Genomic DNA, 21,733 nt, shown 5'->3' with positions numbered 1-21,733 from the left:
CTATGGCGTTATTATCACAAGAGGCGGAGCGTGAGCTTTTGGGCATTGTTGACCGCCGTTTTAGCGAGTTGGTGGCTTTCCAGCAGGCTAACGCTGATCCATTGGATTTAATTCCCCGTGAGGTTTTGCTGGAGAAGTTGGATATATCCAGCCAGACCTTGAGGAATTGGGAAAAGCTGGGAGGCTTGCAGCGGTATCAGCCACCGCTGGAGGATAGCAAGAAAATTTATTACCGCAAGACAGACGTGTACAAGTTTTTGGCGGTAGGTTAGGAGGGGAGTAGTGGCAAAAACAAAGGTTTATTTTTGGCTAAAAATTGATAAAAAATTTTTTGATAACATCTTTATCAAACGACTAAAGACGGTCCCAGGTGGCTATACAATGATGGTCATCTACATCCGTTTAATGCTTGAGAGCCTGGATAGTGACTGCATTCTTTATTATGAGGGGTATTTTGATAGTCTAAAAGAAGAGCTAGCCCTAAAGTTAGATGTTTCAGAAGATGAAATTGATATGACGATGGCATACTTTACAAAATGTGGCTTAATCCAGATTGATGAGGATAAAAATGCGGAGTTGCCACAGGCTAAGGCTATGGTGATGAGTGAAACTAACTGGGCAAGTTATAAGCGAGAACAACGAAAAAAAGACAATGTTCAACCTAGTTTGACAATGTCCAAACCGTGTCCAACAGAGATAGAGTTAGAGATAGAGTTAGATAAAGAGAAAGAGGTAGAAGTAGATAAAGAACAATCTACCATCCCCACCCCTATCCATTCTCAAGATTTTGTCACTCTTTACAAATCATTCGAGCAGGAGACAGGCAGACCGCTATCACCTATCCAGCAACAGGAACTAAATTACATGCTAGAGGATTTTAGACCCGACCTTATCCAAGAGGCTTTGCGTGAAGCGGTAAGTCAGGGTAAAGCTAATTTTGCCTATATCAAGGCTATTCTCAATCGTTGGAAGTCAGACAACCTGCTGACGGTGGAACTGGTCAGAAACTCAAAGCAATCACGCACCAAGTCAGCGGACACTAAAAAGCCGATGACACAGGAAGAATGGCAACCCACGCCAGAGTATCCATTTTAGGAGGTTATACAGATGACATTAAAAGCGAGTTTTGATATACCGCAGGCAGTAGAGATAGATGAGGTTTGCCCGATACACAGTATAAACTTACAACAAATCCCAAAACCACAGACAGTTGTGACTGACAGAGACAAAAGCGACAAGGTAACTCAAGAAAAACGCCTAGTCCCCCCTTTTTGCCCACTTTGTCGCATGGAGCAAACGGAACAAGAAAATCAAGCAAGAATATCAAGTTCACTCAATCAGCAACTATACTCCGAAACCTATTACGTTTTGGAGCGTGATAGCAATATCCCCTCAGAGTTGCAAGGAGCTAGCTTTGATACTTTCGAGGTGAGCAACCAAAATGAAAACCAGCTACTGGAATTTGTCGTAGAACAGTCTGAAAAGTATCTAGGAGGCATGAAAGGTAATACTCTGATAACAGGCGACCCAGGCATCGGAAAGAGCCATTTAAGCCTTGCTATGGCTAAAGCTATCAACGAGGGCTACAAGACTAAGGGAGAGCCTAAAAGTGTCCTATTCATTAGTCTGACCGAGATTATCAAGGAAATTCAAGAGGGCTGGAACTATGGCAGAAACGCTAAACTGACCGCCCACGATGCTAAAAGGTTACTGACAGGGGTTGACTATCTGATTTTAGATGATATTGGTGAAATGAGCGGAGAAATCGGAAAAACGGAAAGGGATTTAATTTTCGATGTGTTGAACCATCGAGAAACAACGATTTTTACAACAAATCTGGATAGTCAGCAACTCAAACGCTATTACGGTGACAAGATTTATAGCCGCATTTTGAAAGGTCTTGAGGGAAATAGTTATAAGGCTTTTGGTATTACGGGTAAACGGTATAGTATCAATGCGTTAAAATCTAAACGAGAGGCGACCGAATGACAGGGACAGATTTTTTGGGGCAAGAGCTGGAGAACATGGATCGGCAAAGAGCTATTTATATGGCTGATGACACGCCAGTTACTGATGAGGATATTCCAAAACTGCTAGAGATTGGCGCAAAGTTGCGAGAGGCAGACCCCAGCTTAAACGTTTATGAACTCTATAAGCACCCAGAAGCCAGAGCCAAGCTCTTTGCACAAATTACCGAGGCTTGCTATATGGCTTTAGGTAAAACACCGACACAAGCCCAGCGGTTGAAGTTTGGTGAGTACCTGGAAGGGCAATTTAAGACCACTATGCAGAAACTCATCAACCAAACCGATACCCAAGCCCTGGGTGAGCTCATCGAAGTTCTGGAACTTGACGGGGCCCAGCGGGAACAGTTTGCAAAAGATATGGCGGTAAGTGGGCTATTAGCTAGAAATGAGGTGGACGAATGACCGAGCGGACTTTTAGCTATATCTTTGCCTATAGATCTGATATGCTGGCTTTTAAGAACGGTCTGATTAGCTATTTTGTGGGCAGTCACGAGGGGCTGGTCTATGCCATTGACTACGGGAAGGGGCAAGTATCGGTGACCTATGAGCATGACCAAGACCTATCAAGCGACCTGGAGCGAATAGCTAGGGCTTTTGATAGCAGGCAGAAATAGACAAATATAGACAGATTGGAGGGGGGGCAATGAAAGAAGACACGTTGCAACATTTGGCACGGTCTGGCTTGATTATCTTTGCTAAAGATGGTAAAATAGACACAGTAAAAGCTCCAGAGTTTGGCGAGGTTGTGATTAAATATAAGAACGCCCAGCCCTATGATGTAGCAGTTACAGAACACAAAAAATTATAGAGCCAAAAGAGGAAGCACCTAACGGCAATGAGTGGAGAAATCTGCTTATTTTCGTTAGGTGCTTTTTGTTTTGCTAGGAGGAAAAAATGGAACTTTCTTACACTTATTCGCCAGTCTACAAAGCAATCATCAAAGACTACTTAGACGGTCTTGAACGTTTGATTAAGTTCAAAAAATGGGATACTGAACGTAGTCGGGTCATTAAGGAAATGACAGAGTTACAGGAGCAACTTGCTCAAAAGTTCGAGGATTTTAGAGAAACTAAAATCAGCGAGTACACTCAACAAATGAGTTTTATTGAGAGCCGTCATAAGAACACAAGAAACATTTATGCAGATCCACAAGCTGAAATGTTACGCCGTCAAGATTTTGACTTGGAATTTGAGACATGGGATGCCAACGATACTTACACCTATTTGAATGACGAGGAAAAAGATTTTTCAAGTTATGAACTTGCAAAAATTCGTAATCGCTACAAGAGTGACGCTAGAATACAAAACTTGCTATTCCAGCGCATGGAGGACGCCGAATTATCATTCACACTTGATCCGGAATACAAAAAATTAAATGAGATGGTAAGTATTTTGACAATGACCCGGGGCGTTGGTCTGAATATTGTTTATTTACCGTCAGAGAATGAAGATGGATTTGAAGCTCTAAACTTGTCTTTGAATAATATCGACAAGGAAATCTGGGAGATTGAAAAAGAGATTGCTAATGTGAGTGACTTGCTGAAAAATGTTCCAAGTGAGACTAAGGCAGAATGGGAGCAGTTAAAAGGGCTTGTTAAGGAAAGTAACGCCCCTAAGCAACTGACTTATGAAGAGTTTGATGAGCGTATTTTCCGAGGGACTGAAATTTTTGATCCAACTGTTAGATTTAAGTATTTGGAAGAACGTTTTGATGATACAACCACAGACCGCTGGAACATCGGCCGTAAGGATTATGATGTTCTGGCACACAGTCGATTTTTAGAAAACAAGCACGAACTGAAGTTACGTAATGACCCGGATTATGCTCAGAGGTATTACTCAGCGGAAAAAGTAGCGATAGCAACAGGGGGAGACGATGAAAAGACGAGCGATTAGAAAAGCTTTAGATACCCTAATAAAAGCCAATAGTGATATGTTGCGTGAAAACCATGAAGAAGCTTTAGCAGACTGGCTAGCATGGCTTAGAATTGAGTTTACAAATCCTAGTTATGCCAAAGGTTTTGGGTACGAGTTTGTGAACTTTAAGGAATTTTCAAACAATCCTAAAATGATGAAAGCAGTTCGAGAGCTGGTGCGTACTTATGAACAAGAAACAGAACTTGACACCTAAGCAAGAAAAATTCATGTTAGCCTTGGCTACAAGCCCTAGCATTGTCAGAGCTTGTGAGGTGGCAGGGATCGCCCGTAGTACAGGGCAGAAGTATCTAAAATCAGTTACTTTCCGCCAGGCGTGGCGTGAGTATAAAAGCGAGCTGATGGCCCAAACTACGGCACAGTTGCAGAATGCCAGCCTTGAGGCCGTGCAGGTCTTGAGGGGGATTATGCTAGATGACACCGCCAGCCCCTACGCTAGGCAACAGGCGGCTCAAACTGTGCTTTCTATGGCCTACAAAGCTCACGAAGTGGAAAGCGTACAAGAGGTGTTGGAAGAGTATGAAATCAAATTTTCGGAAATGCTAGACCGATAAGAAGTTATGAGATAAAGATTTATTATTTAGAAAGTGGTGATTTTCAGAACGAACAAATACTCTGGATAAACCATAGCAAAAAGCCCCACGGTTTGGCCGCAGGGTAGAAAGTTTCAACAATCTTATTCTACCACAGGAGGGGCAACAATAACCACGGAAGAACTAAAACAGAGGTTAGAGGGTATTAAGTGGATTGATAAGGAAATCAGCTCACTCTATCTGGAACTTCAGTATTTGGAAACAGGTCTCTTTAAGCAGACAAGACTAACGCAGACTAGGGTGCAGACTAGCAGGGTAAACATTACGGAAAATCAGTTAGTTGCCCAGTTAACGCTTAAGGAAGACATAACGAACAGAATTAACAGGTTGACTAAAGAACGTATGGAGCTGGTCAGCCTAATTGACAGTCTAAAAACCCCCAAGCATCGATTAGCATTAAACCTTTACTATGTTCAGCAAAAATTAGACATAGAGGCAGGGGAGGCAATGGGCGTAAGTAGACAAACATTTTTTAGATACTTGAGAAAAGTACTTTCTGAACTTGCTGAGGTGTTGGGTCATGCAGAATCTGACCATGAAAAAGGGCTAAGATTAGGCTAAGGTTGCCACAGGCCACACAGACCAACGAGAAAAAGGTAAATCAGACGACTAGCTACCCAGCCAGAGAAATAGGCACGCACCGCCTAAAATCGCTCTACGGCTTTTATATGAGCTTGTAGCGTGTCCTATTTTTGTGGTATAATACCCGTGGCGTTAACCTATACCGCCTGGGAAGGAGGTAGGGAGAATGCTCAAAGCCCTTTTACTCTTTTTGCTTGCTGCAATCCTTGAGGCCGTTATCGGTTGGATTGTGACTTACTGGCTAGATAAGTTTATCAAGTAAGCAAAAATCACAGGTTAGCACCGTCTAGCCCACAAGAAAAGCCCTCAGCTACTCGCAATAGCTGGGGGCTTTGTGTTGGCGTTAGCGAATGCTAAGCCTTTTACTCTTCCCTCACATTATCGCAAGTTTTGGTTAAGTTGTCAAGGGTTATGCTATCACGCACCCCGTGAGGCGATACTATCAAGATACACTAGGAAACAGTAAAACACAGTAGAATACAGTAAGATACAGTAGCAAGCGGTGCGTGATTGTGGTATAATTTAAGCAAAACTGAGGAAGTCGAGCACCCATTGGAGCGCGGTTTCCTCTGTTTTTTGCTTGCCAAAACAGATACTTTGGTGTATAATTTAGTTAAATAAAGTAGAACCCTTCTGACGCCCATGAAGCAGCTTGCTGTGGAGGCGGTGGGACGGTTCTATTTTTTTAACCAAAAGAAAAGCACCTTGTGGGGGTGCTAGTTCCTTGCCTGCTGAACTCGTGAAAATTTAATCACCAATTTACTACCCTTTAAGTTTTCCGTATTTGTCAATTTTTGACCATTTTGGCTAAGAATATAGTCAAAACCCTAGGCTTTTACCCTCTATTTGTCGGTATTTGACACAACCCAGATAACAAAATGCTTTAATCTGATGGTGAAGCACATAAAAAGCCCGTGGTTGCGGGCTTTTTACTTTATCTGAAAATGTTGCTCTTTGAAACAATTCCTTTTTTAAAAATTTCCTAGAGCTGACTCGTAGAACGTAATGGCTTTTCATTATGGCTTAAAGTCATAATAAGATAACGCCCGTTCAACGAGCGTTAGTCAAGTAATCAAGTAGCCTAGACGTTGACGTGGTTGGAGAGAATCACCTTATGGGCGGTGTAAAAACAACCTTTTAAAACGGGTGATTTTGATTTAATCCGTCAACCAACTAATAACTTCTTCACGCGGTTTGCGTGTTTTAGGGTGTTTGGGGTCACGTAAGCGGTAGCCTAGAGATAACATGGTCACTAGACCTTCTTTGTTTTGGTCGATAATGCCTGCTTCTGTCAATAGACGATTGACTTCTTCCTGATGGAAGCCTTCGATAGGACAACTGTCAATCCCTAAAAGAGCAGCACAAGTCATCACATTACCTAGAACGATATAGGTCTGTTTGGCTGTCCAGTCAAATAGAGCCCGTTCATCGTCCGCCATCGCCATATCGCGTGTTTGAAATGCCTTATAAAGCGCCAAACGACTGCTTAGATCAGCTTCGCTAGTTAAGCCTCGTCGCACTAAACTTTGCCGCATGCTCTCGCTATCATAGCGGGCATTTTTTTCTGCGACCAGAAAAATGAAGTGACTGGCTGTCTCAAATTGCGGAATGGCTCCCCAAGAAACGGCCTTTAGAGCATCTTTCAACTGACTGTCCAGTTTATGATTATCAATAGCGATAAATCGCCAGCCCTCTAAGCCGACAGAGCTAGGACTTTGGTGAGCGATATCAAGGAGTAGCTCAACGTCTTCCCTCGCTAACTGCTGTTCGCTATAGACACGAACGGCTGTTCGAAAATCACTAGCCGTTCTAATGGCTTGTCTCATTTCTTGGTGGTCCATACTATTCTCCTTGTTTTTGATCTTCTTTAATGGCATCCTCTGTCTCATCCAAGTAACGAATCAGCGTTTTTTCTGTCAAAATATCAGAGTAGGTATAAGACTCGATGGAGGTTTGACCTGTCAATTCATCGGTAAACTCGATGACAAATAAGGAGGGATAAACCTCTGATAGGAGACCTTGCTTAATATTTTCTCGTTTTCTCCCGTTTTCCAAGGTTAATTCGACAATTTGCCCCTCGTGAGCCTTGATGTCTTCCTTGATTTTTTTCATTTTTGCAACGTCTGTAAATGCATCACTCATGTGTTTCTCCTTTTTAATGGTATGTAATATGTGGGAAATCCTTAAGAATGTCGTGGTGTACTGCTTCTAGCCAAAGCTTAGGACTGTTCAAGGTCAGAGCCTTAATGGGCAGGTAGACTGGCTTTGCCCCATCCAAGAAGTCAGCAATCAAGTATACCTTTGGCAAGCGTTTTAAGCTCCCACTAACTTTATAGTAACTCAGCCGAGAGACCCTAGCTAAGGGCACAACTGTAAATTGACCGACGCGATAAGAAATCAGGTGTCCTTTGTAGATGAGCAAACCAAACTGATGGTCAATAAAGCTAGCCCTCGTCTCAAGAGCAGATATTTGACTGTTTAATTCAGGAAACTGATTAAAAAATTGGGCATAATTCCTTTGGTTAGCAAGGATAATTTTCCCAGCCCAGACTAATAAGCCCAGTCCAAGCACGGTAAAAACTGCCATAGACATGTAGCCTATGTTATCAGCCTCTTGCCGATCAGTGACAAATACCCATAAACAGGTACCTAGCAGGACCACTCCCTTGATCAAGTATTCGTAGGCACCGCCCAACAATCGCTTTTTCACTGGTTTCTCCCCTACCTATTCTCTTCATAAGGGGCGATACTAGAAAACTTGTTGTATTCTTTTTGGAAAATCAATTTAACGGTTCCCCTGGCTCCTGCCCGGTTTTTTTCCAGAATAACTTCAATGATATTATCGGGTAGCTTGTCATTACCGTCCGCGTCTTTGTTATCGCGGTCATAGTAATCATCGCGATAAAGAAAAGCAACGATGTCCGCGTCTTGCTCGATGGACCCCGATTCGCGGATGTCAGATAGAACTGGGCGTTTGTCCTGCCGCTGCTCAACCCCACGAGAGAGCTGACTGAGGGCGATAACAGGAACTTTTAATTCCTTGGCTAAGATTTTCAACTGGCGAGAAATATCTGACACTTCCTGTTGGCGGTTTTCAGGTCGTGTGCCCGTAATCAACTGCAGGTAGTCAATAACAATCAGTCCCAAGGGCTGTCCTAACTCTTGAGCCAGTTTGCGGGAACGTGCTCTGATTTCTGTAATCTTAATCCCTGGGGTATCGTCAATGTAAATCGGTGCCTTGGCAAGATTGCCCATGGCTATGGTGACATTTTGCCAATCTTGGTCAGTTAGTTGCCCTGTCCGCAAACGATGGGCATCAACAACGCCTTCGGAAGCTACCATCCGGTCGACCAAGCTCTCTGCGCCCATTTCCAGCGAGAAGATGGCGACGGGCTGATGTTGTTTGGTACCGACATTTTGTGCGATATTGAGGACGAAGGCGGTTTTTCCGACTGCAGGACGTGCCGCAAGGATGATGAGTTGATCGGGATGCAAACCTGTGGTAATCTTGTCCAAGTCCCGAAAACCAGTTGGCAAACCAGTGACATCACTTGTCTGATTAGCACGCACCTCAAGATTTTCGTAATTTAGTGCCAGAACATCAGCGATTCGTTTGAAGCCACTGCGATGATGATGTTCACCGACATCAACTAGAGCTTTTTCAGCCTCTGCTAATATTTCCTCAGGTGACAGAATGCCATCGTAGGCCTGATTAACCGACGCGGTGAGCCGATAGATGATTTGCCGAAGCATGGCCTTTTCAGCAACGATTTGGGCATAGTAGTCAACATTGGCTGATGTGGGAACGCTATTGACTAGCTCTGCGATGTAGGTCAGGCCACCGACAGCCTGTAAATCACCCTGATTATCCAAAATTGACCGGACCGTGGTTGCATCGATGGCTTCATGACGGTCGCTCAAGGTAATCATGGCCTGAAAGATAATACGGTGAGCAGGCTTGTAAAAATCTTCTGGATTGATGAATTCACGTACCCCAACCAGTTTATCAGGTGCAATAAAAAGAGCGCCCAAGACAGATTGCTCAGCTAACAAGTCTTGGGGTTGTACCCGCATTTCTTGAAATTCTGTCACGAGGACACCTCCTGTTTAGATGATTTAAGCTTCTTTGATGTGCAGCTTGATTTGCCCATCAACGTCTTTGTGAAGTTTCACAGGGACTTCGATCAAGCCGATAGCACGAATCGGATGGTCTAGTTGAATGCCTCGCTTATCAACAGTCAAACCAAACTGTTTTTTCAGCTCTTCGGTAATTTTCTTGGCAGTGATTGAGCCAAAGGTACGACCGTCTGGCCCAACCTTTTCAGAGAATTGGACACGATGCTCTTCCTTATCCAACTCAGTTTTCAAGCGTTTGGCTTCGGCTAAGAGCTCAGCAGCGTGTTTCTCTTCAGATTTTTGTTTACCTGCTAACTCACCAATCGCTTGATTAGTGGCTTCTTTGGCGAGATTTTTTTTGATGAGAAAGTTTTGAGCGTAGCCTGTGGGAACTTCCTTAATCTCACCTTTTTTACCTTTTCCCTTAACATCTTGTAGAAAAATAACTTTCATCCTTGTTACTCCTTGTCTATCGTAATTTCTTCTATTTCGGTTAGTAAAATATCCCTAACTTGTCGTGTAGATTGGCTATCCAACTGGGCGGCTGCCACATTGAAGTGACCGCCACCGCCGAGGCGCTCCATCAGGCGCTGCACGTTGATGTCTTTTTTACTGCGTGCAGAAATAGCGACTGTGCCATTCGCTGTTCTGGTGATGACAAAGCTGGCTTCGATACCAGCCATCTCAAGAAGAGCATCTGCTGCTTTGCCTGTCTGAGCATTGGTATAGACGACATTTTCATCACCTGTAGCGATAATGACCCGCTGACCGACAAGCTGCCCCGCCATAATCAGCTGGTTTATCTGACGGTATTCGTCAAAGTTTTGAGCGGAGATTGTCTGAATAGCGACGCTATCGCTGCCATATCGGCGCAAGTAGCTCGCCACATCAAAGGTACGGCTGGTTACTCTGGCAGAAAAATTCTTGGTATCCAGCATGATACCTGCCATCAGAACGCTGGCCTGCAAGCGACTAATCGGTTTAGGGGCGTTTTGAAACTGAATCAGCTCTGTGACGAGTTCACTAGCTGAACTAGCCCCTGTTTCAATAAAGCTGAGGCTGGCATTGTCAGGGAAGTCCTCATCTCGGCGATGATGATCCACGATAATCACCTCACGAAACTGCCGATAAAACTCTTGAGATAAGGTCAGTGCGAGTTTTGAATGGTCAACCATAATTAAAAGTGAACGCCGTTTAAGGTGACCAAAAGCTTCTGCCAGTGTTAGTAGTCGTGTGCTCTCGTCATGTTTTAAATAGTTGATAGCCCGCGCCACATCATCGGTCATGCTCTTTGGGTCATAAACTGCATAAGCCTCATCAATCACCTGTGACGCAAAAACCTGCATACCGACACTGGCAGCTAAAGCATCCATATCCGTCTGCTTATGCCCAACGACAAACACATTATCAGCATGCTTGATTTTCTCTGAGATAGCAGACATCATCGCCCTGGTGCGTGTCCGAGAGCGTTTGACGGTAGAGGTGCTACCGCCACCAAAATACTGCACATCTTTATCTGGCAGGTTCTCCTTGACGACAACTTGGTCACCGCCTCGAACCATGGCAAGGTTAAGGTTATTTTGAGCCACTCGACCGATATCCTGATAATCATGACTACCATAAGCAATTCCGATACTCAGCGTTAAGCCTAGTTCAAGCTCCTTTGCTGCCTGACGGAATTGCTCCAGCAAGGCAAACTTTTCCTCAATTAACTCCGTCAAGACCAAATAATCTGTGAACAAGTAGAACCGATCCATTTCGGTTCGACGATAGAAAATCTTCTTTTGATTGGCAAAATCAGAGATAAAATTCGCCACAAAACTGTTGATTTGTGACACCTCTGCATCAGCCAAATTGTCCGTCATGTCATCATAGTTATCAACAGAAACAACCGCGATAACCGGACTAAACTCGCTCAAGATTGGTGCTTGAACCTCTGGTTGGTAGGTGTGCCAAAAGTAAAGCATCCCTTTAGCACTATCCGTCGTCACCATCAGGAGGGTGTCCCCAAGTTTAACAGTTCCTTGATGGTTATGCCTAAACAACTCAAGGACACTGTTGGCATCAAAGTCACCGTCTTCTGTGGTCAATAGCAGAGCAGCATAGGGATTGAACCAGGTCACATGTTGATGGTCTTCAGAAAACTGAACCACACCAACGGGCATCTGGTCCAGCAAAGTGGCTAAGTTACCCTCCATTTGATCTGCTATCCGTTCAACTTGTTCATTTTCAGACAAATCATAGCTGAACTTTTGGTATAGAGATAAACCGACCAAAGCAATCATAACTCCCAGCAACAAGAAGAAAAACCAAATAGATTGCCCAACCAAGACATGACCCAAAGCCAATACGCCATAGCAAATCAAACCAATCATGATGAGATGGCTCTTATCAAATCGAAATTTTTTCATGTTAAACCTCTTAATGCCTTATTATATCACAAAAAAGCTCTAAAGGATAGCAATTTCAGATTGGGAATGAAGGACCGTAAAGACGGTATGGCAACCATACCAGGATATCTTAAAGATAGGCAAAGCAAGTCCGATGAATGTCGGTGCAATTATACGGATTTACTAAGTTGCTATGAGGTAGTAAAAAGAGTTGCTTGACGATTAAGGTTCCTTTAAGGAAGAAGACTTATCATTAACTCATCTTTTTCATAAATCTCCTAGTTAAAGCCCAGCAATTTGCTGGGCTTTAACGTTTTTTCTACTCAAAACGTCAAAATTTTGCTACAATAATATCCAGCAATTGAAAAGGAGTATGAACGAATGACACGTTTACAAGACGATTTTTACAAGAGTGTTAACGGTGAGTGGGAAAAGACAGCTGTGATTCCAGATGACAAGCCAACGACAGGTGGCTTTATGGATTTGCACCTGGGCATAGAAAAGCTCATGCTTGAGACTACGGATAAGTGGTTGGCAGGTGAGGATGTGCCGACAGATCCTATTCTGCAAAACTTTGTCAAGTTCCATCGCTTGGCAGCTGATTTTGACAAACGTGAGGCTGATGGTGTGGCGCCAGCTATGCCCTTGATTGAGGAAATTCGTGCCCTCAACTCTTTCAAAGCCTTCACTGATAAACTAGTAGACTTTGAGTTTGCAGGTAAGCCCAACCTCCTGCCGTTTGGGGTGTCGCCTGACTTTATGAACGCCCAGCACAATGTCCTTTGGGCTTATGGTATGGATACCATTCTCCCAGACACGACTTACTACGAGGAAGGGCATGAGAAGGGAGCGGAGTTGTTGGCGAAATGGCGTAGCTGCCAGGAAGAGCTCCTACCTCACTTTGGCTTTACAACGGAGGAGATTACCGACATGCTGGACAAGATCATCGCCTTGGATGCCAAGATTGCCCAGTATGCCCTATCAAACGAAGAGTCAGCCAAGTATGTGGAGCACTACCACCCTTACGACTGGGCAGACTTTACCGCTCTGGCCCCAGAGTTGCCACTGGATAGGATGTTCACAGAGATTTTGGGGCGTTTGCCAGAGCAGGTTATCGTGCGCGAGGAGCGTTTCTGGACAGGCTTTGCTAAGGAATTTTATTCAGAAGCTAACTGGCCAGCCCTCAAGGCTAGCCTCCTCCATGCAGCCGCAACAACCTACACCAGCTACCTAACAGACGAGATCAGGGTTTTAGCGGGAGCTTATGGGCGTCACCTCTCGGGGACGCCACAAGCCATGGACAAGAAAAAAGCAGCTAGTTACCTCGCTCAAAGTCCTTATAGCCAAGCCATCGGTCTCTGGTATGCGCAGAATTACTTCTCGCCAGAAGCTAAGAAGGACGTTGAGGACAAGGTGAGAACCATGATTGCAGTTTACAAGGAGCGCCTAGAGACCAACGATTGGCTCAAGCCTGAAACTCGTGACAAGGCCATCGCCAAACTCAATACCATCGTGCCACACATCGGCTACCCAGAAAAACTCCCTGAGACCTATGCGCAAAAAATCATCGATGAAAACAAGTCTCTAGTCGACAATGTTCAGAAATTAGCAGAGATTTCTATCCGTCACGGTTGGAGCAAGTGGGATAAACCTGTTGACAAGTCTGAGTGGCACATGCCGGCTCACATGGTCAATGCCTACTATGATCCCCAGCAGAACCAGATTGTCTTTCCAGCAGCGATTTTGCAGGCGCCGTTTTACAGTTTGGAGCAGTCTTCGTCTGCCAACTATGGGGGGATCGGTGCGGTCATTGCGCATGAGATTTCCCATGCCTTTGATACCAACGGTGCCAGCTTTGATGAGCATGGTAGTTTGAAAAACTGGTGGACAGACGAGGACTACGCGGCCTTCAAAGAGCGGACAGACAAGGTTGTTGCTCTCTTTGATGGTCAGGATTCTCACGGTGCCAAGGTCAATGGCCAGCTGACCGTGTCTGAAAACGTGGCAGACTTGGGTGGTCTGGCCTGTGCTCTGGAAGCTGCCAAGAAAGAAGCTGATTTCTCAGCGGCAGACTATTTCACCAACTTTGCCACCATCTGGCGTTTGAAAGCTCGTGAGGAGTACATGCAAATGCTGGCTAGTGTTGATGTCCATGCCCCAGGTCACTTGCGTTGTAACTTGCAAGTACCAAACTTTGCTGAATTCCATGAGACCTTTGGTGTCACATCATCAGATGGTATGTGGCGTGATGAAGCGGATCGTGTGATTATCTGGTAGTTATTGACGAGTGTCTTGTCAGTGATTGACGGTAATGATGTAAAAGTGACGAGTCAAACGATTCGCCACTTTTTCGTTGTTATATTCGTTGTTATAATAGTTCTCTTAATTGGTCGACATCTTCCTGCGTGGTTGACCAGCTGGTTGCTAGGCGGATGACGGTACGGTTATCATCATAAGGTTCCCAGATGGTATAGACCATTGACTCAGCGAGTTTGCTCAGCTGGCTATTGTCGATGATCACAAACTGCTGGTTTGTCGGAGAGTCGATGTAAAGGTGGTAGCCTTTTTCAAGGAGAATCGTTCTGACTTGTTCAGCGAGTTTGATAGCGTGACGCCCGATAGTTAGGTGTAAGTCATCAGTAAACAGGCGATCAAATTGAACACCAAGAACCCGTCCTTTTGCGAGAAGAGCGCCGTGTTGCTTGACGATACTGGTGAAGTTTTTCGGCATGGGCTGTCTGGTAAAGACTAAGGCTTCACCTGCTAAAGCACCGATTTTTGTGCCACCGATGTAAAAGACATCACAAAGCTCTGCTATTGTCGGCAAATCGACATCTGTCTCGGTCACGGCTAAGCCATAGGATAAGCGTGCGCCGTCAAGAAAGAGCGGTAAGGTGTAGTGACGACAGATTGAAGCGAGGGCTTCTAATTCCGCTTTGGAGTAGAGTGTGCCATACTCTGTCGGATGTGAGATGTAGACCATGCCTGGTGCCACCATGTGTTCTTTGGCATCATCTTGGTAAAACTGGTCGAGATAGGCCTTTAGTTTATGGGCAGAGAGCTTGCCTTGCTCGTGAGGAATCGTTAAGACCTTGTGACCAGTATACTCAATCGCGCCTGCTTCATGGGTGTTAATATGCCCAGTGTCAACAGTTACAACCCCCTCATAAGAGCGAAGGAGGCTTGCGATGGCGACTTGGTTGGTCTGTGTTCCCCCTGTTAAAAAGAACACATCTGCATCTGGTGATTGGCAGGCCAGCTTGATTTTCTCAGCTGCTCGTTTGGTGTAGTCATCTGTCCCGTAACCAGCTAAATTTTCAGTGTTTGTTTCTAACAAGGCCTTGAGTAGCTCGGGATGAGCTCCTTCGTTATAATCATTTTCAAAATGTAACATAAGATCTCCTTTCGTGTTAGGACTAGCTTATCATTTTTATATGAAAAATAGCATAAAAATCTAGTTATCCGCATAAAAACTGGACTTATCACACTTTATCAAGGTCAAAACCACTCAATTTACTACTAATTTACTACTTATGAATGAGCTTTGATACGACGATTTATCCTTGAAAAGTGAAGATATAAAGATACTTCCAATAAAATTTGAATATTTAATAGGTAGACACTTCAAAAAATGAGGTGTCTATTTTTTTACCCGATTTTGAAAGGAAGTGAACTTATGAAAACAAAAAATCAAGAATCAAAAGGTCGTTCCCCACTCTTTAAGACCATCAAACATTCATTCAGCCAATAAAAAAGAAAGGATAGGTAAAAATATGGAACTTAAATTTGTGATTCCCAACATGGAAAAAACATTCGGCAATTTAGAATTTGCTGGCGAGGATAAAGTCGTTCAGCGAAGAATCAACGGACGGCTAACTGTCTTATCAAGAAGCTATAATCTCTATTCTGATGTTCAAAGAGCAGATGATATTGTGGTGGTGCTTCCTGCTGAAGCTGGCGAAAAACATTTCGGCTTTGAGGAACGTGTGAAGTTAGTCAATCCACGTATTACCGCAGAGGGCTACAAAATCGGCACTCGTGGTTTTACAAATTACCTTTTACATGCTGACGACATGATAAAAGAATAAAGAAAGAGAGGAAAAATGATGAGATTAGCAAATGGCATTGTATTAGATAAAGACACGACTTTTGGAGAATTGAAATTCTCTGCTCTACGTCGTGAAGTGAGAATCCAAAATGAAGACGGGTCGGTTTCAGATGAAATCAAGGAACGTACCTATGACTTAAAATCCAAAGGACAAGGACGCATGATTCAAGTAAGTATTCCTGCCAGCGTGCCTTTGAAAGAGTTTGATTATAACGCACGGGTGGAACTTATCAATCCCATTGCGGACACCGTTGCTACTGCCACCTATCAAGGAGCAGATGTTGACTGGTATATCAAGGCAGACGATATTGTGCTGACAAAGGATTCTAGTTCATTCAAAGCTCAACCACAAGCAAAGAAAGAACCGACACAAGACAAATAGTCGCTAGGTAGAAAGGAGACTTTTTCGCATGAAACAGCGTGGTAAAAGGATTCGCCCATCTGGTAAAGATTTAGTCTTTCATTTTACGATAGCGTCACTCCTGCCTGTTTTCCTGCTGGTTGTCGGACTGTTTCATGTGAAGACAATCCAGCAGATCAACTGGCAGGATTTTAACCTATCACAAGCAGATAAGATTGACATTCCCTATTTAATTATCAGTTTCAGTGTCGCAATTCTTATCTGCTTGCTGGTAGCGTTTGTATTCAAACGGGTTCGCTATGATACGGTTAAACAACTTTACCACCGTCAAAAACTGGCAAAGATGATACTTGAAAACAAGTGGTATGAATCTGAACAGGTCAAAACAGAGGGTTTCTTTAAAGATAGTGCTGGTCGTACAAAGGAAAAGATAACCTACTTCCCTAAAATGTATTATCGACTTAAAAATGGCTTGATACAGATACGGGTGGAAATCACGCTGGGAAAATATCAAGACCAACTCTTACACTTGGAAAAGAAATTAGAGAGTGGCTTGTACTGTGAGCTGACGGATAAAGAGTTAAAGGATTCCTATGTGGAATATACTTTGCTCTATGACACCATAGCCAGTCGTATTTCTATTGATGAAGTAGAAGCTAAAGATGGTAAACTTCGCTTAATGAAAAACGTATGGTGGGAATATGATAAGCTCCCTCATATGTTGATTGCTGGTGGTACAGGTGGCGGTAAAACTTACTTTATACTGACACTGATTGAAGCCTTGCTTCATACAGATTCAAAACTGTATATTCTTGACCCGAAAAATGCTGACCTTGCGGACTTAGGTTCTGTGATGGCAAATGTCTACTATAGAAAAGAAGACTTGCTTTCTTGCATTGAAACATTCTATGAAGAAATGATGAAACGTAGTGAGGAAATGAAGCAGATGAAGAACTATAAGACTGGCAAAAATTATGCTTACTTAGGTCTCCCGGCACACTTCTTAATCTTTGATGAATACGTCGCTTTCATGGAAATGCTGGGAACAAAAGAAAACACCGCAGTTATGAATAAGCTGAAACAGATTGTCATGTTAGGTCGTCAAGCTGGCTTCTTTCTAATACTGGCTTGTCAACGTCCAGACGCAAAATATTTAGGCGACGGAATCCGTGATCAGTTTAATTTCAGAGTGGCTTTAGGTCGTATGTCTGAAATGGGCTATGGCATGATGTTTGGCAGTGACGTACAAAAGGATTTCTTCTTAAAGCGAATCAAAGGTCGTGGCTATGTTGATGTAGGAACAAGTGTCATATCAGAGTTTTATACTCCCCTTGTACCAAAAGGATATGATTTCTTGGAGGAAATTAAAAAGTTATCCAACAGCAGACAGTCCACGCAGGCGACGTGCGAAGCGGAAGTCGCAGGTGTGGACTGATCTTGCTGGCTGGTGTGGCAATAGCCACGCCAGCACTTAACCCCCCGTATCTAACAGGGGGGTACAAATCGACAGGAAACAGTCAAAAAAACATTAGAAAATCCTTTGGTTACAAGGGATTTACAAAATTTCAGCGTATGTCAAATGGGCTTTAAAAGTTGACATACGCCTTTTTGATTGGAGGGATTTTTACTGAATGAACAAACTTGGTTACAGCATTTAAAAGAAAAACGCTTGGCTTATGGACTATCTCAAAACCGTTTAGCTGTTGCGACTGGTATTACAAGGCAGTATCTAAGCGATATTGAAACAGGAAAAGTCAAGCCATCAGAGGATTTACAGCAGTCCCTTTGGGAAGCTCTGGAACGCTTCAATCCCGACGCTCCCCTTGAAATGCTGTTTGATTATGTAAGGATTCGCTTTCCGACAACAGACGTACAGCAGGTGGTCGAAAACATCTTACAACTGAAACTGTCCTATTTTCTTCATGAGGACTATGGTTTCTATTCTTATTCAGAGCATTATGCTTTAGGCGACATATTCGTCCTTTGCTCCCATGAACTGGACAAAGGAGTTCTGGTGGAATTGAAAGGTCGTGGGTGCAGACAATTTGAAAGCTATCTTCTGGCACAACAAAGAAGCTGGTATGAGTTCTTTATGGACGTTTTGGTGGCTGGCGGTGTGATGAAACGCCTTGACCTTGCCATTAACGATAAGACAGGGATTTTGAATATCCCTGTACTCACTGAAAAGTGCCAACAGGAAGAATGTATCTCCGTCTTCCGCAGTTTTAAAAGCTATCGCAGTGGCGAACTGGTACGCAAAGAGGAAAAGGAATGTATGGGAAACACCCTCTATATCGGTTCATTACAAAGTGAAGTTTATTTCTGTATCTATGAAAAGGACTACGAGCAGTACAAGAAAAATGATATTCCCATTGAAGACGCAGAAGTAAAAAACCGTTTTGAGATTCGATTGAAAAATGAGCGTGCCTATTATGCAGTCCGTGATTTACTCGTCTATGACAATCCAGAGCATACCGCCTTTAAAATTATCAATCGGTATATCCGTTTTGTAGATAAAGACGATTCCAAACCTCGTTCTGATTGGAAACTGAATGAAGAATGGGCTTGGTTTATTGGGAACAATCGTGAACGATTAAAACTAACCACAAAACCAGAGCCTTACTCCTTCCAAAGGACGCTGAACTGGCTATCTCATCAAGTTGCCCCGACCTTAAAGGTTGCGATTAAACTTGATGAAATCAACCAGACGCAGGTTGTAAAAGACATTCTCGACCATGCGAAACTGACAGACCGACACAAGCAGATTTTGAAGCAACAGTCAGTAAAAGAACAGGACGTGATAACAACAAAAAAATAACTCAAATACAAATTCATTGAATATAGAGAGGAGAACATTTTTATGAATTTTGGACAAAACCTTTATAACTGGTTTCTATCAAACGCTCAATCACTGGTGCTTTTAGCAATCGTTGTGATTGGCTTGTATCTTGGCTTCAAGCGTGAGTTTAGCAAACTGATTGGCTTTTTAATTATTGCGATTATTGCGGTTGGCTTAGTCTTCAACGCTGCTGGAGTAAAAGACATTTTACTAGAGCTATTCAATCGCATTATTGGTGCTTAAATAAAACCGTTCTTTTGTGGAATATAAGTGGTTTTCTTATGTTCCGCAAAGGAATGGTACACCAAACGAAGTGCGGTAGGGATTTTTGAATCTCTACAAAGAAAGGACGTGAATATATGGACGATATGCAAGTCTATATTGCGAATTTAGGCAAATACAATGAGGGCGAATTGGTCGGTGCGTGGTTTACCTTTCCCATTGACTTTGAGGAAGTCAAAGAGAAAATCGGCTTGAATGATGAATATGAGGAATACGCCATTCATGACTACGAGTTACCCTTTACGGTTGACGAATACACTTCCATTGGCGAACTCAATCGACTATGGGAAATGGTATCGGAATTACCCGAAGAATTACAATCGGAGCTATCTGCTCTGCTCACTCATTTTTCAAGCATTGAAGAACTAAGCGAACATCAAGAGGATATTATCATTCATTCCGATTGTGATGATATGTATGACGTGGCACGCTACTACATTGAAGAAACGGGTGCTTTAGGCGAAGTACCAGCTAGTCTTCAAAACTATATTGATTATCAAGCCTATGGTCGGGATTTAGACCTTTCAGGAACGTTTATCTCAACCAATCATGGGATTTTTGAAATCGTCTATTAAATCTGTCGGTACATTACTACTGGCAGATTTTCTATTTTACGGGGTGGCTCAATCAGCTACCCCTATTTTTTATGAAAGGATTGATTACATGAAGAAAATACGAAGCTATACCAGTATCTGGTCTGTGGAAAAGGTACTGTATTCTATCAATGATTTTAGACTTCCGTTTCCCATAACCTTTACGCAAATGACATGGTTTGTCGTGTCACTCTTTGCAGTGATGATACTTGGCAACTTGCCCCCTCTTTCCATGATAGAGGGAGCATTTCTCAAATACTTTGGGATTCCTGTGGCTTTCACATGGTTTATGTCTACAAAAACTTTTGATGGTAAAAAGCCTTATGGATTTTTGAAGTCTGTCATTGCTTATGCACTGCGACCAAAGCTGACCTATGCAGGAAAAAAAGTAACGCTTGGCAGAAACCAGCCACAAGAAGCCATTACAGCAGTTAGGAGTGAATTTTATGGCATATCCAATTAAATACATTGAAAACAATCTCGTCTGGAATAAAGACGGGGAATGTTATGCTTACTATGAGCTTGTTCCTTACAATTACTCATTTCTAAGTCCAGAACAGAAAATACAAGTGCATGATTCTTTCAGACAGCTTATCGCACAAAATCGTGATGGCAAAATTCATGCTTTACAAATCAGTACAGAATCCAGCATACGTTCTGCACAAGAGCGTTCCAAAAATGAAGTCACTGGCAAGCTCAAAGCGGTTGCCTATGACAAAATCGACCAACAGACAGACGCTTTAATATCCATGATTGGCGAAAATCAAGTGAACTACCGTTTCTTTATCGGCTTTAAGTTGGTGTTAGTATAAAATAGTGGACACATTTTATCGAACTAGATAAAATAATATTTAGTTAGAGAAAGGAAGTGTTTCTACTATGGGTAGAGGTAAAAAATATACAGAAGATTATAAAGAAATGATATCAGATTTATATAAATCTGGAATGACAATTTCTGAAATAAGTAGTGAATATGGCATAGCAAAATCAACTATAAATGGCTGGGTAAAAGCTAACAAAGAAATAAAAATATCTGAAGACGAGGTTATAACATTAAAAGAAGTAGCCAAATTAAAGAAAGAAATGGCTAGAATTAAAGAGGAAAATGAAATATTAAAAAAAGCTATGGCCATATTTGCGAAAGAGAACTAAATAAAATTATACAAGTTATAGAAGTCAATAAAGAAACTTATGGAGTTAAAAAAATGTGCTCTATTTTAAACGTTCCACGTAGCACATATTATAGTAAGAAAAATCCTAAGAAATCAGAAAGAGAAATTGAGAATGAAAAGCTAAAAACGGCTATATTAAAGTATTATAAAGAAAGTAAGTGTAGATACGGAGCTCCAAAGATAAAAATAATGCTTTCTAAAAATGGATTTAATATATCTATAAAAAGAACTCAAAGATTAATGAGAGAATTAGGAATAAAATCTATAATAATAAAAAAATACAAGCCAACATCTAAGAAAAAGCCGAAAGAAGGTTTAGAAAACCTTTTGAAGCGTGATTTTACAACAACAAGCATAAATGAGAAATGGGTAGGAGATATAACTTATATAAAAACGCAAAAAGATGGTTGGTGCTACTTGGCTTCTGTACTTGATTTACACTCTAAGAAAATAGTGGGATACTCTTTCGGTAAAAATATGACAAATGATCTTGTTATAGCAGCACTAAAAAATGCTTGTTATCTTCAAGATATANGCAAAGATAATAAAATAATATTTCATAGTGATTTAGGTTCACAATATACAAGTAATGATATGAAAAATCTATGCAATGAATTTAATATAATACAATCCTTTAGTCAAAAAGGGTGTCCTTATGACAATGCATGTATAGAGTCATTTCATGCTGTTTTAAAGAAAGAAGAAGTTTATAGAAATACTTATGAAAAGTATGAA

The 21,733-nt window shown here is 42.4% G+C and carries 27 protein-coding genes and 1 pseudogene; 21 read left to right on the top strand and 7 right to left on the bottom strand.

The features are described from left to right. The first annotated feature begins 2 nt into the window (after positions 1-2). From A3GW_RS0104050 to A3GW_RS0104005, 10 genes are all read left to right on the top strand, one after another. Positions 3-272 carry a hypothetical protein gene (locus A3GW_RS0104050; RefSeq protein WP_018368037.1) on the top strand — a complete coding sequence of 90 codons (270 nt, stop codon included), beginning with the start codon at positions 3-5 and terminating at the stop codon, positions 270-272. Positions 273-282: 10 nt separating this feature from the next. Beyond that, a complete protein-coding gene (locus A3GW_RS0104045) occupies positions 283-1,095 on the top strand; it encodes a DnaD domain protein (RefSeq protein ID WP_018368036.1) in 813 nt (270 codons plus the stop codon). Between the two features lie 12 nt (positions 1,096-1,107). Beyond that, complete coding sequence (locus tag A3GW_RS0104040) at positions 1,108-1,989, top strand: ATP-binding protein (RefSeq protein ID WP_018368035.1); 882 nt, start codon at positions 1,108-1,110, stop codon at positions 1,987-1,989. Then, complete coding sequence (locus A3GW_RS0104035) at positions 1,986-2,429, top strand: hypothetical protein (RefSeq protein WP_018368034.1); 444 nt, start codon at positions 1,986-1,988, stop codon at positions 2,427-2,429. Before A3GW_RS0104040 ends, A3GW_RS0104035 begins: the two co-directional genes overlap by 4 nt. Continuing rightward, a complete protein-coding gene (locus tag A3GW_RS0104030; RefSeq protein ID WP_018368033.1) occupies positions 2,426-2,641 on the top strand; it encodes a hypothetical protein in 216 nt (71 codons plus the stop codon). The genes A3GW_RS0104035 and A3GW_RS0104030 overlap by 4 nt, the downstream gene beginning before the upstream one ends. 29 nt (positions 2,642-2,670) lie before the next feature. Then, complete coding sequence (locus A3GW_RS11805) at positions 2,671-2,835, top strand: hypothetical protein (protein ID WP_018368032.1); 165 nt, start codon at positions 2,671-2,673, stop codon at positions 2,833-2,835. 86 nt (positions 2,836-2,921) lie between these two features. Then, complete coding sequence (locus tag A3GW_RS0104020; protein WP_018368031.1) at positions 2,922-3,923, top strand: hypothetical protein; 1,002 nt, start codon at positions 2,922-2,924, stop codon at positions 3,921-3,923. Next, positions 3,904-4,158, top strand: a complete 255-nt coding sequence (locus tag A3GW_RS0104015) for a hypothetical protein (RefSeq protein ID WP_018368030.1) — start codon at positions 3,904-3,906, stop codon at positions 4,156-4,158. Before A3GW_RS0104020 ends, A3GW_RS0104015 begins: the two co-directional genes overlap by 20 nt. Then, positions 4,130-4,516: a hypothetical protein gene (locus A3GW_RS0104010; RefSeq protein WP_018368029.1), complete on the top strand. Its 387-nt coding sequence runs from the start codon at positions 4,130-4,132 to the stop codon at positions 4,514-4,516. Before A3GW_RS0104015 ends, A3GW_RS0104010 begins: the two co-directional genes overlap by 29 nt. A 234-nt stretch (positions 4,517-4,750) precedes the next feature. After that, the gene (locus A3GW_RS0104005) at positions 4,751-5,116 is read left to right on the top strand and encodes a DUF1492 domain-containing protein (protein ID WP_018368028.1); all 366 of its coding nucleotides are present in this window, start codon (positions 4,751-4,753) and stop codon (positions 5,114-5,116) included. A gap of 1,178 nt (positions 5,117-6,294) precedes the next feature. Here the strand turns inward: A3GW_RS0104005 and A3GW_RS0103995 are convergent. The 6 genes from A3GW_RS0103995 to A3GW_RS0103970 are packed head-to-tail and all read right to left on the bottom strand — an operon-like array spanning position 6,295 to position 11,664. After that, on the bottom strand, positions 6,295-6,978 hold the full coding sequence (locus A3GW_RS0103995; RefSeq protein ID WP_018368026.1) for an NAD(P)H-dependent oxidoreductase: 684 nt from the start codon (positions 6,976-6,978) through the stop codon (positions 6,295-6,297). Position 6,979: 1 nt separating this feature from the next. Continuing rightward, positions 6,980-7,279, bottom strand: coding sequence for a Veg family protein (locus tag A3GW_RS0103990; RefSeq protein ID WP_018368025.1), 300 nt, complete (start codon positions 7,277-7,279; stop codon positions 6,980-6,982). Positions 7,280-7,292: 13 nt separating this feature from the next. Continuing rightward, the gene (locus A3GW_RS0103985) at positions 7,293-7,847 is read right to left on the bottom strand and encodes a hypothetical protein (protein WP_018368024.1); all 555 of its coding nucleotides are present in this window, start codon (positions 7,845-7,847) and stop codon (positions 7,293-7,295) included. Positions 7,848-7,858: 11 nt separating this feature from the next. Then, positions 7,859-9,211 (bottom strand): replicative DNA helicase, encoded by a 1,353-nt coding sequence (gene dnaB / locus A3GW_RS0103980; RefSeq protein WP_419757098.1) that lies wholly within the window; start codon positions 9,209-9,211, stop codon positions 7,859-7,861. A 42-nt stretch (positions 9,212-9,253) separates the two neighbouring features. Next, positions 9,254-9,706: a 50S ribosomal protein L9 gene (gene rplI / locus A3GW_RS0103975; RefSeq protein WP_018368022.1), complete on the bottom strand. Its 453-nt coding sequence runs from the start codon at positions 9,704-9,706 to the stop codon at positions 9,254-9,256. Between the two features lie 5 nt (positions 9,707-9,711). Then, complete coding sequence (locus A3GW_RS0103970) at positions 9,712-11,664, bottom strand: GGDEF domain-containing protein (RefSeq protein WP_018368021.1); 1,953 nt, start codon at positions 11,662-11,664, stop codon at positions 9,712-9,714. Positions 11,665-12,024: 360 nt separating this feature from the next. On the opposite strand from A3GW_RS0103970, the gene A3GW_RS0103965 reads away from it, so the two are divergent. Next, positions 12,025-13,920, top strand: a complete 1,896-nt coding sequence (locus A3GW_RS0103965; protein WP_018368020.1) for a M13 family metallopeptidase — start codon at positions 12,025-12,027, stop codon at positions 13,918-13,920. Between the two features lie 91 nt (positions 13,921-14,011). On the opposite strand, the gene A3GW_RS0103960 is transcribed toward A3GW_RS0103965, so the two are convergent. Then, positions 14,012-15,037: a threonine aldolase family protein gene (locus A3GW_RS0103960; RefSeq protein WP_018368019.1), complete on the bottom strand. Its 1,026-nt coding sequence runs from the start codon at positions 15,035-15,037 to the stop codon at positions 14,012-14,014. A 379-nt stretch (positions 15,038-15,416) separates the two neighbouring features. Here A3GW_RS0103960 and A3GW_RS0103955 point away from each other — a divergent pair, with 379 nt between their 5' ends. From A3GW_RS0103955 to A3GW_RS0103910, 10 genes and pseudogenes are all read left to right on the top strand, one after another. Continuing rightward, positions 15,417-15,731 (top strand): YdcP family protein, encoded by a 315-nt coding sequence (locus A3GW_RS0103955; protein WP_000420682.1) that lies wholly within the window; start codon positions 15,417-15,419, stop codon positions 15,729-15,731. Between the two features lie 15 nt (positions 15,732-15,746). Continuing rightward, positions 15,747-16,133, top strand: a complete 387-nt coding sequence (locus A3GW_RS0103950; RefSeq protein WP_000985015.1) for a YdcP family protein — start codon at positions 15,747-15,749, stop codon at positions 16,131-16,133. Positions 16,134-16,161: 28 nt separating this feature from the next. Next, positions 16,162-17,547: an FtsK/SpoIIIE domain-containing protein gene (locus tag A3GW_RS0103945; protein ID WP_000813488.1), complete on the top strand. Its 1,386-nt coding sequence runs from the start codon at positions 16,162-16,164 to the stop codon at positions 17,545-17,547. Between the two features lie 177 nt (positions 17,548-17,724). Next, on the top strand, positions 17,725-18,930 hold the full coding sequence (mobT, locus tag A3GW_RS0103940; RefSeq protein WP_000398284.1) for a MobT family relaxase: 1,206 nt from the start codon (positions 17,725-17,727) through the stop codon (positions 18,928-18,930). Positions 18,931-18,972: 42 nt separating this feature from the next. Continuing rightward, a complete protein-coding gene (locus A3GW_RS0103935; protein WP_001009056.1) occupies positions 18,973-19,194 on the top strand; it encodes a hypothetical protein in 222 nt (73 codons plus the stop codon). Positions 19,195-19,310: 116 nt separating this feature from the next. Then, positions 19,311-19,808: an antirestriction protein ArdA gene (locus A3GW_RS0103930; protein WP_000342539.1), complete on the top strand. Its 498-nt coding sequence runs from the start codon at positions 19,311-19,313 to the stop codon at positions 19,806-19,808. Positions 19,809-19,896: 88 nt separating this feature from the next. Continuing rightward, on the top strand, positions 19,897-20,289 hold the full coding sequence (locus tag A3GW_RS0103925; RefSeq protein ID WP_000723888.1) for a conjugal transfer protein: 393 nt from the start codon (positions 19,897-19,899) through the stop codon (positions 20,287-20,289). Further along, positions 20,273-20,632, top strand: a pseudogene (locus A3GW_RS0103920) (conjugal transfer ATPase TcpF); the annotation flags it as partial. The gene A3GW_RS0103925 and the pseudogene A3GW_RS0103920, both read left to right, overlap by 17 nt. Positions 20,633-20,705: 73 nt before the next feature. Beyond that, positions 20,706-20,978, top strand: a complete 273-nt coding sequence (locus A3GW_RS0103915) for a transposase (protein WP_018368017.1) — start codon at positions 20,706-20,708, stop codon at positions 20,976-20,978. After that, on the top strand, positions 20,939-21,733 hold a 795-nt coding region (locus tag A3GW_RS0103910; protein ID WP_169333180.1), incomplete at its 3' end, for an IS3 family transposase. The genes A3GW_RS0103915 and A3GW_RS0103910, both read left to right, overlap by 40 nt.

This window comes from Streptococcus entericus DSM 14446 (assembly GCF_000380025.1).
In the GTDB taxonomy this organism is placed as follows: domain Bacteria; phylum Bacillota; class Bacilli; order Lactobacillales; family Streptococcaceae; genus Streptococcus; species Streptococcus entericus.
The sequence above is the reverse complement of the archived record's forward strand: the minus strand, read 5'-3'. Positions and strand labels throughout refer to the sequence as shown.